13 protein-coding genes are annotated in these 12,790 nt (G+C 71.3%); 6 read left to right on the plus strand and 7 right to left on the minus strand.

What is annotated here, in order from left to right:
• The first annotated feature begins 255 nt into the window (after positions 1-255).
• Both ACIP5K_RS07855 and ACIP5K_RS07860 read left to right on the plus strand, forming a co-directional pair.
• The gene (locus ACIP5K_RS07855) at positions 256-2,319 is read left to right on the plus strand and encodes a recombinase family protein (RefSeq protein ID WP_401406410.1); all 2,064 of its coding nucleotides are present in this window, start codon (positions 256-258) and stop codon (positions 2,317-2,319) included.
• Positions 2,320-2,353: 34 nt separating this feature from the next.
• Positions 2,354-2,479, plus strand: a complete 126-nt coding sequence (locus ACIP5K_RS07860; RefSeq protein WP_401406413.1) for a hypothetical protein — start codon at positions 2,354-2,356, stop codon at positions 2,477-2,479.
• Positions 2,480-2,644: 165 nt separating this feature from the next.
• Here ACIP5K_RS07860 and ACIP5K_RS07865 read toward each other — a convergent pair whose 3' ends face one another.
• The 3 genes from ACIP5K_RS07865 to ACIP5K_RS07875 form a co-directional block, all read right to left on the minus strand.
• The gene (locus tag ACIP5K_RS07865; RefSeq protein ID WP_401406416.1) at positions 2,645-4,579 is read right to left on the minus strand and encodes a protease pro-enzyme activation domain-containing protein; all 1,935 of its coding nucleotides are present in this window, start codon (positions 4,577-4,579) and stop codon (positions 2,645-2,647) included.
• A gap of 142 nt (positions 4,580-4,721) precedes the next feature.
• Positions 4,722-5,348: a DUF305 domain-containing protein gene (locus ACIP5K_RS07870; protein WP_401406419.1), complete on the minus strand. Its 627-nt coding sequence runs from the start codon at positions 5,346-5,348 to the stop codon at positions 4,722-4,724.
• On the minus strand, positions 5,345-6,025 hold the full coding sequence (locus ACIP5K_RS07875) for a DUF3105 domain-containing protein (RefSeq protein ID WP_401406422.1): 681 nt from the start codon (positions 6,023-6,025) through the stop codon (positions 5,345-5,347). The genes ACIP5K_RS07870 and ACIP5K_RS07875 overlap by 4 nt, the downstream gene beginning before the upstream one ends.
• Before the next feature lie 332 nt (positions 6,026-6,357).
• Between ACIP5K_RS07875 and ACIP5K_RS07880 the strand changes: the two genes are divergently transcribed.
• The 4 genes from ACIP5K_RS07880 (at position 6,358) to ACIP5K_RS07895 (ending at position 9,014) form a co-directional block, all read left to right on the plus strand.
• Positions 6,358-7,719 carry a glutamine synthetase family protein gene (locus ACIP5K_RS07880; RefSeq protein WP_399062743.1) on the plus strand — a complete coding sequence of 454 codons (1,362 nt, stop codon included), beginning with the start codon at positions 6,358-6,360 and terminating at the stop codon, positions 7,717-7,719.
• Positions 7,720-7,854: 135 nt separating this feature from the next.
• Positions 7,855-8,283 carry a VOC family protein gene (locus ACIP5K_RS07885; RefSeq protein WP_401406425.1) on the plus strand — a complete coding sequence of 143 codons (429 nt, stop codon included), beginning with the start codon at positions 7,855-7,857 and terminating at the stop codon, positions 8,281-8,283.
• A gap of 6 nt (positions 8,284-8,289) precedes the next feature.
• A complete protein-coding gene (locus ACIP5K_RS07890) occupies positions 8,290-8,565 on the plus strand; it encodes a hypothetical protein (protein WP_401406428.1) in 276 nt (91 codons plus the stop codon).
• Positions 8,562-9,014, plus strand: a complete 453-nt coding sequence (locus ACIP5K_RS07895) for an iron chaperone (protein ID WP_401406431.1) — start codon at positions 8,562-8,564, stop codon at positions 9,012-9,014. Before ACIP5K_RS07890 ends, ACIP5K_RS07895 begins: the two co-directional genes overlap by 4 nt.
• 3 nt (positions 9,015-9,017) lie before the next feature.
• Here ACIP5K_RS07895 and ACIP5K_RS07900 read toward each other — a convergent pair whose 3' ends face one another.
• From ACIP5K_RS07900 to ACIP5K_RS07915, 4 genes are read right to left on the minus strand one after another with little or no spacing between them, the layout of a single operon-like run.
• Positions 9,018-9,446 carry a VOC family protein gene (locus ACIP5K_RS07900; protein ID WP_401406434.1) on the minus strand — a complete coding sequence of 143 codons (429 nt, stop codon included), beginning with the start codon at positions 9,444-9,446 and terminating at the stop codon, positions 9,018-9,020.
• Between the two features lie 3 nt (positions 9,447-9,449).
• Positions 9,450-10,475: a TolB family protein gene (locus tag ACIP5K_RS07905; RefSeq protein WP_401406437.1), complete on the minus strand. Its 1,026-nt coding sequence runs from the start codon at positions 10,473-10,475 to the stop codon at positions 9,450-9,452.
• Positions 10,472-11,749: an MFS transporter gene (locus tag ACIP5K_RS07910; RefSeq protein ID WP_401406440.1), complete on the minus strand. Its 1,278-nt coding sequence runs from the start codon at positions 11,747-11,749 to the stop codon at positions 10,472-10,474. The genes ACIP5K_RS07905 and ACIP5K_RS07910 overlap by 4 nt, the downstream gene beginning before the upstream one ends.
• 1 nt (position 11,750) lies before the next feature.
• The gene (locus tag ACIP5K_RS07915; protein ID WP_401406443.1) at positions 11,751-12,644 is read right to left on the minus strand and encodes an alkaline phosphatase family protein; all 894 of its coding nucleotides are present in this window, start codon (positions 12,642-12,644) and stop codon (positions 11,751-11,753) included.
• Between the last annotated feature and the right edge of the window lie 146 nt (positions 12,645-12,790).

Raw genomic sequence — 12,790 nt, forward strand, 5'->3', positions numbered from 1 at the left:
GAAGGCCCGGGGGGGGAGTGAGGGAGTGGCTGTGAGAGCACTTCAAGGACGATCCGGAGCCGAAGGTCACTCGTACGTGGACTGTGACCGAAGAGTCCAACTCCGCTGCACTCGCTTGGGTGTTGTAAATGCTCTTTGCGCCACAGCCGGGTGACCAAGCGGCATGATGCGGGCGAATGAGTGACCCCGGGGTGCGGCTAACACTCCCGGGGCCCGGACGGCGCAGGCCGTCCGGCCAGTCGCGAAGGGACTGACATGACCAAGGCTCTCACAGGTGCCCTCGACGTCATCGAGAAGACCACCCGACCCCAGGTGCTGCGCGCTGTTGACTACCTGCGCGTGTCTACGGAGGAGCAGGTGAAGGGGTACGGCATCTCCTACACCGGCAAGAGCACCGCCCGATACATCAAAAAGAAGGGCTGGGTGCACGTCGACACCTTCACCGACGAAGCCAAGTCGGGGACTCTGTCCTGGCAGGAGCGGTGGGACGCCAAGAAGCTGATGGAGCTTGCCCATCAGGAGCCGCGGCCCTTCGACATGGTGGTGGTGGAGGAAACCCGGGCCATCGGGCGGGAGGACCGGGCGTTCTTCCGCTGGTACTGGGAGCTGGAAGACCTGGGCATCTTCGTCGCCGTGGTCGAAGAAGATCTCGATACTTCCACGGAGTCCGGCCGGACTCGGATGCTGGACAAGGCCAACGAGTCGTTCAAGGAACTCGTGAAGATCCGTAAGCGCACTCAGGGCGGCATCCAAGACAAGGCTGAAGAGGGCGGCTACACGGGCGGCAAGGTCCGTTACGGCTATCGCATCGAAAACCAGGGCAAGGTGGGCGAATCCCGGCTCGTGGTCGACGAATGCGCCGAGGGCGAGGAGCCGGAGAAGTGCGAGGCTCCGCACGAAGGCTGTGTCCTGCGCCGAGGGCGGCAGTTGTTCATCGAGTACAAGGGCGACAAGCGAAAGACGGTCGTTCAGCTGAATGCGGAGCGCAAGTTCAACCGCTCCGGCAATCCGTGGAGCGTGCAGACGTTCTTCGACAAGATTCTGAACGACGACCTGCTGGAGGGCCGTCTGATCTGGCGCAACCCTTCCCGGGTCCATCGCAAGCGCGGTGTCAAGGTCGACGCCGACGGCCGTCCCCTGTACGGCGAGACCGTCACCATTCAGCTTCCCCGCATCTTCACCCCCGCCGAGGTGAAGGAGCTGCGGGCTGTGGCCGAACTCTCCATGGTCACCAGGGCGCCGGCCGTGTCACATGGGGTGTACACCCTCTCCAAGCGGATCGTGAGCCCTTGCGGCTCGATCTACACCGGCTTCGGGCGCAAGGGCTCCGACGTCCGTTACTACCGGTGCAAGATGAAGGACCCCCGCTTCCCGGGCGGGCCCATCTGCTCCTGTGCAGTACTCGGCGCGTCGGCGGCTGAGCAGCGCGTGTGGCGGGAGGTGGCCGACTTCCTGGGCGACGCGGAGCGTCTGGAAGCGTTGGTTCGCAAGTGGCTGGGCACGGCCGAGAAGTCGAAGGTCGACTACCCGGCGCGTATCGCCGGGCTGGACCAGCAGATCGAGGAGCAGAACGACATCATCGCGGCGACGGAGGGTGCCGCCGTGGCCCGTGCCATCCGTCGCGGCATGAGCCGGGGTGAGGCTGTGGACGCCGCAGCGAAGGCCGTCCTGCCCCTAGAAGGCGTTCTCGCTGACCTGGAGAAGCAGCGGGCGGAGGCCGAGGCGTGGCAGAAGGAGGCCCTGGTTGTCGAAGAGCGGGTGGACAGTATGCGTCGCCTTGCCGCCCAGGCCAAGGGGCGTCTGGACACTCTGGAGGACGCACAGCGGAAGGTGTTCTTCGCCGTCCTGAAGGTCAAGGTCACGGTGCTGGCGAACCCGGAGCCGGTGCGCTCCGGCGCCCGCTGTTCGCTGCTGAAGTGGTTCGCCAGTCAGGGGCGTTCGGTGCCCCATCTGACCGATCAGGCATGGGCCAGGGTGCGAGAGATCGCCGAGGACCGGGCCTATCGCAAGCTGACGGCACGGCAGATCCTCGGTGGGCTGCTCTACAAGGCCCGTACGGGCTGCCGCTGGCCGGAGCTGCCCGAGGAGTTCGGAAACAATGAGTCCGTCAAGACGTACTGGCGTCGGTGGGCCAAGAACGGCACGTGGGAACGGATCATGGACCGTCTTGCCGACGAACCCGGCGTCCCTCCTTACGAGGGGCTGACCCCGCTGCCTCCGATGCACATTGAGGGAGAGCTGTTCTCGGAACTGCTCTTGGACGCGGAACGTCACTTGGGGCAGGTATACCTTTCGGCATCGGCACCACTGAGTTCCTGATGATGGGCCTGCGCCGGCCGGCGCGGCCCTCGCCGTGCTGGGCCTCGCCGTGGCGGCGGTCGCCTTCGCGGTCGACCGGCGCCGGGCGCCCGGCCGCGCGGGACGGCTGGTGGCGGGCAGCGCCGCGGTGACGGCCGAGGCGGAGTCCGTCCCCGGCTGACCCGGGCCCCGCCCCGGCTCTCCGGGGCCGAACGGCAGCGGCCCGGCGGGGGCGTCGCGCGCCGTCCCCCGCGCCCCGGGAGGGGCGGGGAACGGCGCGACCGGCTCCCACCGGGCCGCTGCCGCGGGCACGGGCCGCCGACGTGGTGCCGGCGGACCGCCCGGATCAGTGGCGGCGGAACGACGAGACGTAGCCCGGCGCCGGCGAGCCGACCCCGGTGACGTCGTCGTAGCCGCGGACCGCCTTCAGCGAGGCGTCCTTGCCCAGGCTGCGCACGGAGGTGAGCAGGCCGTCGGCGGCGTCGAAGCCGTTGGCGAAGTCCACGCGGGCCACCGCGAGGTCCTTGCCGGTCGGCTTGTCCGTCACGTCGTGGTAGATCCGCGAACCGTAGTGGTCGTAGATCGCCGGGTTGGCGAAGCCGATGGCCCGGCCGCCCCGCGTCTGCTGCGCGAGCGCCTGGACGCCCGCGATCACCGGAGCCGCCAGCGACGTACCGCCGATGCGGTACTGGTCGTAACCGAGCGAGCCGTCGGGCAGCGTCTGCGTCTGGCCCACCAGGAAGCCGGTGTTGGGGTCCGCGACGGCCGAGATGTCGGGGACGACGCGGTTGCTGCCGCCGTTGGCCGAGGACAGCGCCTTCGGCACGACGCCCTTCTGGTAGAAGGGCTCCGCGACGGTCCTGCTGGTGCCGCCGCCCGCGCCGGAGGTGTAGGCGCCCGGGAAGTCGGTCCAGCTCTTGCCGTCCGCCGACAGGTTCGCCTTCAGGGTGCCCCAGCCGGTCTCGAACTGGTACCTGTCGTGCTTGCCGACGGCCAGCGAGGTACCGCCGACCGCGGTCACCCACGCCGAGTTGGCGGGCGTGTCGACCTGCTTCGTCCCGGTGTTGGCGACCTCGTCGCCGTTGTCGCCGGAGGAGAAGTAGAAGCCGATGCCCTCGATCGCGCCGAGCTGGAACACCTGGTCGTAGGCGGCGGCCAGTTCGGGCGTCTGGTTGGCCTCGATGTCGCCCCACGAGTTGGAGACGATGTCGGCCAGGTGCTTGTCGACGACCTTCTGGAGCGAGTCCAGCAGGTCGTCGTCGTAGCAGGACGACGCGCCGACGTAGGTGATGCCCGCCTGCGGGGCCAGCGCGTGCACGGCCTCGACGTCGAGGGTCTCCTCGCCGTACCAGCCGGCGGCGCCGCACTCCTCGGTCTTGGTGTAGTCCGCCGGCAGGACCTGCTTGAACTGGCCCTTCGTGTACGGCGCGTCACCGTTCTTGGCGGCGTACCGCTTCGCGTCCTTCTCGATGTACGGCGAGGCGTACGCGTCCGTGATGGCGACCCGGACCCCCTTGCCGGTCGCCTTGCCCGCGCCGTAGGCGGCGCGCAGCTGCTTGCCCGTGTAGCCCTTGACGGCGTACGGGATCTTCTGGCCGTAGGCCTTCGGCAGCGTCGAGGCGGTCTTCGAGCCGTAGTACGAGGAGAACGGCCCCGCGTTGCGGAACACCGCGTCCGGCGGCGGCAGTTCGTCCTTCTTGGCCGCCTTGTGCGGGGCGCTGTCCAGACCCGTCACGGTGAGCACGGCGCCGTCCAGCCCGGCCGGCACGGAGGCGGTGCCGGAGGGGGCGCGGTACGTGTGCTTGCCCTTGGCGTAGTTGTGCAGCTGGGTGCCGAAGGCGCGCTCGGCGGCGGCCACGTCACCCGAGACGGTGAGGTAGTGCGCGGTGGTGCCGGTGACCGTCAGACCGGAGTCCTTCAGCCACTGCGTGACCTCGGAGACCTGCTCCTTGGTCGCACCGAAGCGGGCCTGCGCCTGAGCGGCGCTCAGGTACTTGCCGTACGAGGCCGACGCCGGGTCGGAGACCGCCTTCGCGTACGCGGCCAGCCCCTTGGCGTCCCGCCCGGCCAGGTACACCCGCGCGGTGACCTTGTTGCCGTTCGCGGTGGCGCCCTGGTCCGCGGAGTCGGTCGCCCACGTCGGCCTGGTGCCGGCGAGGCTGTCGCGCGGAGTCGCGGCGTCCGCCGGACCGGCGAGCACGAGCGCGCCGGCGACCAGTGGCAGTGTCGCTGCGATGGCGAGACCGGTGCGGTTGCGGCGTATGCCGCTGATGGATCTCATGGAAACCCCCTGGGTGAGGTGCACGTGTAATGCACACGCAGAGGGGTCCCACTCTCGTCACGAACCGTTCACGCGGGGGGAATGGATCGATCAAGAAGGCGTCAAGTCGGTTCAACTCGGGGTGAGATGAACCGATTTGGACTCACGGCCGGGCGCCGCGCTCCTTGAGCATCGCCGTCATGAGATCGATCTCGGACCGCTGGGCCGCCACCATCCCGCGCGCCAGCCGCCGTTCGGCCCCGACCTCGCACCGCTCGACGCAGCCCTCGGCCATGTGCACCCCGCCCCGGTGGTGGGCGATCATCAGCCGCAGGAACATCACCTCGGCCGACTTGCCCCGCGCCCCGCGGAGTTGGCCGAGCTGGGTGTCGGTCGCCATGCCCGGCATCAGCGCGCCGTCCTCGCCGGCCGGCATGTCGGCCATGCCCATCCAGGCCATCGGGCCCTTCTCCGAGACCTTCGGCAGCTCCCACAGATCGAGCCAGCCGAGCATCATGCCGCGCTGGTTGGCCTGCGTCTGCGCGATGTCGTAGGCGAGCCGGCGCACGTCCTCGTCGCGGGTCGCGTCGCGCACGATGTACGCCATCTCGACCGCCTGCTGGTGGTGCACGGACATGTCACGGGCGAACCCGGCGTCCGCCGACTCGGCCGCGGGCACCTTCAGGTCCTTCGGCCCGCCGTCCCCGTCGGCCGCCGCGTAGGTGACGGCGCCCGCCGTGACGGCCAGCGCCGCCCCGGCCGACACCAGCCATCCGGTGCGGCGCCTCACCGGCCCAGCCCGCCCGTACAGGGCGCGCCCTGCTCCGGCGTCTGCTTGCCCTGCACGAAGGCCGCGAAGAACTTGGCCGCCGCCGGGTCGCTCGCGGACTTCACCGTGCGCTGGTGGCCCCAGGCGCTCAGCATGATCGGGTCCTTCTGGTCCTCGATCGGGCTCATCAGCGTGTACGGCGTCTGCCCGACCTTCGCCGCCAGCGCCTTGACGTCCGCCGCCGCGGCCTTGTCGTTGTACGTCACCCAGACGGCGCCGTGCTCCAGGGAGTGCACCGCGTGCTCCTTGGCGAGGGGCTTTTCGTATACGTCGCCGTCGCAGTTCATCCACACCTGGTTGTGGTCACCGCCGACCGGCGGGTTCATCGGGTAGCTCGGCTTGCCCCCGACGTGATTGCGGGTGAGCCGGCCGCTCCAGGTGCCCACGCCGTCGGCCGCGTACGTGAAGTGCCCGGCGGACTTCGCGGGCGCCTTCGCGTCGGACCCCTCGTCGGAGTCCCCGCCCCGGGTCACCGCCCACGCGCCCACTCCTATGAGGGCGGCCACGACGACGGTGCTCACCGAGATGACGGCGATCCGGCCGCGCCGGGCGCGGGCGCGCTCGGCGCGGCGCATCCCCTCTATGCGCTCCCTGCGGTCCGGGGCGGAGGGCGTGGAGGTGTTCTTGGCGGATCCCATGGCAAGTCCTTATGAGAAAAGGAGTGAGACGGGGCTGGCCCGCTGATCGTAGTGGGGAACGCGGAGTCGCGGGAGCACGCGCACGGCACGCGGCCCGGGCCCGCTGTCGTGGTCACGGCGAACGGCAGGCACTATGGCCAAAGGGGGTCCAGCAGGCACTATGAGTGCGACACCGGCCGGTCAATGACGATCATGGTCGGCAACGCGCTCGAAACGGGCGTGTGGTGGGATGTGACCAGGCCCTTTTACGGTTTCTTTTCGAGGTCCCCCCGATGGCGCCCGCGGGCGTGGGAGCAGGCGGCCTGACCAGCAAGGATGGGTGGAAACGGAAGATGGACAAGCAGCAGGAATTCGTGCTCCGTACCTTGGAGGAGCGCGACATCCGGTTCGTACGCCTGTGGTTCACGGACGTTCTCGGCTTCCTGAAGTCGGTGGCCGTGGCCCCGGCCGAGCTGGAGCAGGCCTTCGACGAGGGCATCGGCTTCGACGGCTCCGCGATCGAGGGCTTCGCGCGTGTCTACGAGTCCGACATGATCGCCAAGCCGGACCCGGGCACCTTCCAGGTCCTGCCGTGGCGCGCCGAGGCCCCCGGCACCGCCCGCATGTTCTGCGACATCCTGATGCCCGACGGCTCGCCGTCCTTCGCCGACCCGCGCTACGTCCTCAAGCGCGCCCTCGCCAAGACCTCCGACCTCGGCTTCACCTTCTACACCCACCCCGAGATCGAGTTCTTCCTGCTCAAGGACAAGCCGCTGGACGGCTCGCGCCCCACCCCGGCCGACAACTCCGGCTACTTCGACCACACCCCGCAGAACGTCGGCATGGACTTCCGCCGCCAGGCGATCACCATGCTCGAATCCATGGGCATCTCGGTCGAGTTCAGCCACCACGAGGGTGCCCCCGGCCAGCAGGAGATCGACCTGCGGTACGCGGACGCGCTCTCCACGGCCGACAACATCATGACGTTCCGCCTGGTCATGAAGCAGGTCGCGCTGGAGCAGGGGGTCAACGCGACGTTCATGCCGAAGCCGTTCTCGGAGTACCCCGGCTCGGGCATGCACACCCACCTCTCCCTCTTCGAGGGCGACCGCAACGCGTTCTACGAGTCCGGCTCCGAGTACCAGCTCTCCAAGGTCGGCCGCTCCTTCATCGCGGGCCTGCTCAAGCACGCGGCGGAGATCTCCGCGGTGACGAACCAGTGGGTCAACTCCTACAAGCGCATCTGGGGCGGCTCCGAGCGCACCGCGGGCGCCGGCGGCGAGGCCCCCTCGTACATCTGCTGGGGCCACAACAACCGCTCGGCCCTCATCCGGGTCCCGATGTACAAGCCCGGCAAGACCGGCTCGGCCCGCGTCGAGGTCCGCTCGATCGACTCCGGAGCCAACCCCTACCTGACCTACGCCGTCCTGCTGGCCGCCGGCCTCAAGGGCATCGAGGAGGGCTACGAGCTCCCGCCGGGCGCCGACGACGACGTGTGGGCCCTCTCCGACGCCGAGCGCCGCGCCATGGGCATCGAGCCCCTTCCGCAGAACCTCGGCGAGGCGATCGCCCTGATGGAACGCTCGGAACTGGTCGCCGAGACCCTGGGCGAACACGTCTACGACTTCTTCCTGCGCAACAAGAAGCAGGAGTGGGAGGAGTACCGCAGCGAGGTCACCGCGTTCGAGCTGCGGAAGAACCTGCCGGTGCTCTAAGCGCGCCGCCCGAGGCCGTCGGACCCGTTCCCGGAGCGGGCCGGCGGCCTCGGGTGCGTGGTGGGGGCGATCCGGTCAGGAATCCGGTCAGGAATCGAGAAGCGGCCGGGGTCCGGCGCCGCTAATTTGAGGTTCATGGACCTCACCATTCATACGACCTCGCTCCCGCACGACGACCCCGACGCCTCCCTCGCCTTCTACCGCGACGTGCTCGGGTTCGAGGTGCGCAGCGACGTGGGGCAGGGGGCGATGCGGTGGATCACCGTCGGGCCGCCCCAGCAGCCGGGGACCAGCATCCTGCTGGCGCCGCCCGCCGCCGACCCGGGGGTCACCGACGAGGAGCGGCGGGTCATCACCGAGATGATGGCCAAGGGGACCTACGGCTGGATCATGCTGTCCACCCGGGACCTCGACGGCGTCTTCGACAAGGCGCAGGCCGCCGACGCCGAGGTCGTGCAGGAGCCGACCCGGCAGCCCTACGGCGTCCGTGACTGCGCCTTCCGCGACCCGGCGGGCAACATGGTCCGCATCCAGGAGACCGACGGCACCACCGGCCAGGGCTGAGCCGCCGTGTGCCCGCCCGCCTGGCGACAGGCCCTCGTCGCCGCGCAGCACCTGCGCGACCTGGCCCGGCTGCGCCGGGTCCGCGACCGCATCGACCGCGACTGCGGCCGGCCCCTGGACGTCGAGGCGCTGGCCCGCGCCGCCGGACTCCCCGGGCGGCAGCTCACCCGGGAGTTCACCGCGGCCTACGGCAGGTCCCCGTACGCGTACGTCACCGCGCTCCGGGACCGGCGCGCCGCTTTCCCGCGCCACTCCACGCACCCCGAGAGGCAGACCTCATGAGCAGTGACACGCCCACCGGACAGCAGGGGGCCTTCTCCGCCGAGGAGCGCGCCGCGATGAAGGAGCGCGCGAAGGAGGTGAAGGCCGCCCGCCCCCGCGGCGCCGAGGCCGACACCGAGGCCGACTGCCTCGCGAAGATCGGCGAGCTGGAGGGCACCGACCGCGCGCTCGCCGAGGGCGTCCACGCCCTGGTCAAGAGGCACGCGCCGCACCTGATCGCCAAGACCTGGTACGGCATGCCCGCCTACGCCCGGCCCGGCAAGGGCGGCAAGCCGATCTGCTTCTTCCAGCCCGCCGCGAAGTTCAAGGCGCGCTACGCCACCCTCGGCTTCGACGGCGCGGCGGCCCTCGACGACGGGGCGATGTGGCCGACCGCGTTCGCCCTCACCGAGCTGACCGCCGACGTCGAGGCCCGGATCGCCGCGCTCGTCGAGCGGGCGGCCGGCTGACCGTCACGGCGCGGGGACGATGGCCTCCCGCAGCGGCACCTCGGCGCGCACCCGGTACTCCTGCACCGACCAGCCGTTGCCGTCCGGGTCGGAGAAGTACATGAACGTGCCGCCGTCGTCCGTCCCGAACGACACCGGCTCCGACACCTCCACACCCCGCCCGGTCAGCTCGGCGCGGGCCGCCTGGATGTCGCTGACCACCAGTTGCATGCCGTGGTAGGTGCCGGGGACGGGGGTGCCGGTCGGGGTCGGGATGCCCGCCGCCAGGACGACGGAGCAGCCCGAGCCGGGCGGGGTCAGCTGCACGATCCGGGCGCCCGGCATCACCTCCCGGTCGACGTCGCAGCGGAAGCCGACCCGGTCCACGTAGAAGGACTTCGCCCGGTCGATGTCCGAGACGGGCAGCGGGATCACTTCGAGGGTCATTTCCATCGGTCAAAGGTAGGCGGGTGAGACGCCCGCCGTCAGCAGCCTGCGCGGCGCGCCCGTGCCGTCGGCGGGGACGCTGAACAGGTCGGCGCCGTAGTCGCCGGGCAGCGCGTACGTGACGTGCCCGTCGTCGCTCCACACCGCCTGGTCGTCGACGCTGCGGGACTCGGCCAGCGCGGTCTCGTGGAAGGTGGCCAGATCGAGCACGTACAGGTGCCAGGGGGCGTCGGCGGGCAGCCCGTCGACGCGCTTCTTGTACGCGATCCGGGTGCCGTCGGGGGAGAGCGACGGGCACTCGACGTTGCCGTGCAGGGTGGTGACGGTGCGGGTGCGCAGGTCGCCGCGGACCAGGTAGGTGCTGCCGTGCGTGGCGAGCGTCGCGTAGAAGTGGCGGTCGTCGGCGGCGAAGGTGACGCCCCAGAAGTTCACGTCGGCGGCGCGGTAGGGGTGCCCGTCCTTGACGATCCGGTACGCCTCAAGCGTCGGCGTCAGCCGGCCCGTCGCGGTGTCGAGGATCGCGGCGCGGGTGGAGAAGTCCGTGCCCGCGTAGCTGTCGCCGCCGACGAACGCCGTCCAGGCCGCGTACCGGCCGCTCGGCGAGACCCGGGCGCGGGAGGGGATGCCGGGCACCGGGTAGTGCGCCTTCTCGTGCAGCCCGGCGTCCAGGAGCGTGGCGCGGTAGGTGTCGGAGACGGCGCCGTGGACGGCCTGGAGGCAGATGCCGGTGCCCGCGGCGGCGTGGAAGCGCAGGCAGGTGAGGCCGGTGGCGGTCGCCCGGCGCGGTCCCGAGGGCGCGTGCGCCGGGGTCGTCGCCAGCTCGTCGCGGTGCGGTCCCCAGGCCATGTTCCGGAACACCAGCCGGTGTTCCCCGGCCCCGAGCCGGACCGCGCCGGAGGTGACGGCGGGGCCGCCGGGCCGGGCCCGGTCGCGGCGGTCGGCGCGGGCCGACGCGTGCAGCACGGCGGCGGTGGCGACCACCGCCAGGACGAGGACGGCGGCGATCAGGACGGTGAGTCGGGTGCGGTGCGTCATGCGGTCGCTTTCGTCGGGGCCGGGCGCAGCAGGCAGACGGCCGCCACGCAGCCGGCCAGCAGGAGTGCGGCGGCGCCGACCGCGGTCCGGTCGCCCCACGCCGTCCAGGCCGCGCCGAACCCGAGGGAGCAGCCGAAGCGGGCCGCGGCCTGCCCGGTCTGGACGACGGCGAGGCCGGAGCCGCGGCGCTCCGGCGGGACGGCGGCGGAGGCCGCGGCCATCAGGACGCCGTCCGTCGCGGCGTAGAAGGCGCCGTGCAGCAGCAGGACGGCGCAGGGCAGTGCGGGGCTGTGGGCGTGCGTGAGCAGCAGCCCGTACACGGCGAGCAGCGCGCCGTGCCCGCCGAGGAACACCGGCCAGGCGCCGACCCGGTCGGAGAGCCGGCCCAGCGGCGCGGCCAGCAGCAGGAACGCGGCGGCCGTGCCCAGCGGGAGCAGCGCGAACCAGCGCTCGGGGACGCCCAGTTGGCGCTGGAGGACGAGGTAGACGAAGGCGTCGCTGACGGTGGCGAGACCCAGCAGGGCCGCGCACGCGGTGGGCCGGACCAGCGCCCGGGGGAGCAGCCCCGCGGGCGGGCGGGGCGCGGGGGCGGGGGCGGGGGCGGGGGGGGGGGCGGGGACGCCGCCCGGGGTCCGGGGCACGAACAGCACCAGGACCACGACCCCGAGCGCCGCCACGCAGAAGCTGACGGTGAACACGGCGTCGTACCCGTCCACCGTCCGGCGCAGGATCACGAAGGCCACCAGCGGTCCGAGCAGTGCGCCCGCGGTGTCCATGGCGCGGTGCACGCCGAACGCCCGGCCCCGCGCCTGCGGGGTGCTGGACAGCGAGATCAGGGCGTCGCGGGGCGCGGTGCGCAGGCCCTTGCCGGTCCGGTCGGCGGCGAGCACCGCGCCGATCAGGGGCAGGGTCCCGGCGAGCAGGAGCAGCGGCTTGCAGAGGGCGGACAGGCCGTAGCCGGCGACCGCCACCGCCTTGTGCCGCCCGCCGCCGCTGTCCGCGAACCGGCCGCCGGCCAGCCGGACCAGCGCCGAGAAGCCGTTGTAGACCCCGTCGAGCAGGCCGAAGCCGAGCGGGCTCAGGCCGAGCCCCGCGACGAGGTACAGCGGCAGCACCGCCGTGACCATCTCCGACGACACGTCCGTGATGAGACTGACCGTGCCGAGCGCGAGCACGGTGGAACCCACGGCGCGCCGCCGCCCGGCCGGGGGCCGGACGGCGGGCTCCGCGGACGCCGGCGCCGTACCGCTCGCGCGACTGTCCGCTACGTACATGTCAGGACGTCCAGATGCCGGTGATGTCCTTGGCCGTCGCCGCGTTGCCCGCGTGCGAGGTCAGCCCGTACATGTCCTCCAGGGTGCGCAGCAGGTCGTAGTGGTTGTACGTCGTCGAGGACGTGGCACCCGGGGTGACCTTCTGCCCGTAGAAGACGGTCGGGATCTTGTTGCCGCTGAGCCGGTTGTCCTCGTCGAAGGTGACGACGAGGAGGCTGTTGTGGGTCTTGGCCCAGGTCGCGTACGCGCCCAGCTTGTTCTTCAGCCAGGTGTCACCGGTGGCCACCGAGCAGTCGTGCATGTCGCTGCACAGGTTCGGCACGACGTAGGAGACCTGGGGCAGCGTCGTGTAGTCGGCCGGGAACTGGGCGAAGGTCTTCGCCGACGACGTCGGTACGTTGCTGAACCCGAACCAGGGGTTGTGCTTGCGGGCGTAGTCGCCGGAGGAGCAGGTCGTCGAGCCCTGGCTCGGCAGCGTCTCGTTGTAGCTGCCCCAGGTCCGGCCCGCCGCGATCAGCTCGGAGGCGAGGTTCGGGGCGGCGGAGAAGCCGGGCGTGTAGCAGCTGTCGTCCGTGATGCCCTGGGTGGAGCCGGAGAACATCGCGAAGTAGTTGGGCTGGCTGGGGTGCGTCTCGGCGTACGAGGCCGTCAGGTTGGCGCCGCCGGTGCGCAGGCTGTTGAGGTACGGCGCGCTGGAGGAGCCGATGACCTGGCTGTACGCGTGGTTCTCGAAGACCACGACGACCGTGTGGTCGGGGGTGGGCACGGTCGCCGCGGCGTGGGCGGGCGAGCCGCCGCCGAGCGCGAGCCAGCTGCCCGCGGCGGCGGCCGTCAGCGCGAGCGCCGAGAGGAACGCCTTGCCGCGGGTGCGGACGGGGAGAGGACTGCCGGGCACGTGGAACCTCCGGTGTGGGGGAGGGGGTGGACGCTGGCGGTGCGAGGCAGAGCATGCACACGCCAAGTCGCCGCGGTGTCACGTGTTCCGGTTCGGCCCGGTGAACCGTCGGTGAATCCTCGGGGGCGGCCCGCCCGGTCCGCCCG

Origin of the sequence: Streptomyces sp. NPDC088785 (genome assembly GCF_044750685.1) — a bacterium.
Lineage (GTDB): Bacteria > Actinomycetota > Actinomycetes > Streptomycetales > Streptomycetaceae > Streptomyces.

Excerpts from the sequence above, each read along its gene's own strand:
- ACIP5K_RS07875 (WP_401406422.1), bottom strand. The coding sequence starts at position 6,025 with ATGGGATCCGCCAAGAACACCTCCACGCCCTCCGCCCCGGACCGCAGG.
- ACIP5K_RS07865 (WP_401406416.1), bottom strand. The coding sequence starts at position 4,579 with ATGAGATCCATCAGCGGCATACGCCGCAACCGCACCGGTCTCGCCATC.
- ACIP5K_RS07880 (WP_399062743.1), top strand. The coding sequence starts at position 6,358 with ATGGACAAGCAGCAGGAATTCGTGCTCCGTACCTTGGAGGAGCGCGAC.
- ACIP5K_RS07885 (WP_401406425.1), top strand. The coding sequence starts at position 7,855 with ATGGACCTCACCATTCATACGACCTCGCTCCCGCACGACGACCCCGAC.
- ACIP5K_RS07895 (WP_401406431.1), top strand. The coding sequence starts at position 8,562 with ATGAGCAGTGACACGCCCACCGGACAGCAGGGGGCCTTCTCCGCCGAG.
- ACIP5K_RS07855 (WP_401406410.1), top strand. The coding sequence starts at position 256 with ATGACCAAGGCTCTCACAGGTGCCCTCGACGTCATCGAGAAGACCACC.
- ACIP5K_RS07905 (WP_401406437.1), bottom strand. The coding sequence starts at position 10,475 with ATGACGCACCGCACCCGACTCACCGTCCTGATCGCCGCCGTCCTCGTC.
- ACIP5K_RS07910 (WP_401406440.1), bottom strand. The coding sequence starts at position 11,749 with ATGTACGTAGCGGACAGTCGCGCGAGCGGTACGGCGCCGGCGTCCGCG.
- ACIP5K_RS07900 (WP_401406434.1), bottom strand. The coding sequence starts at position 9,446 with ATGGAAATGACCCTCGAAGTGATCCCGCTGCCCGTCTCGGACATCGAC.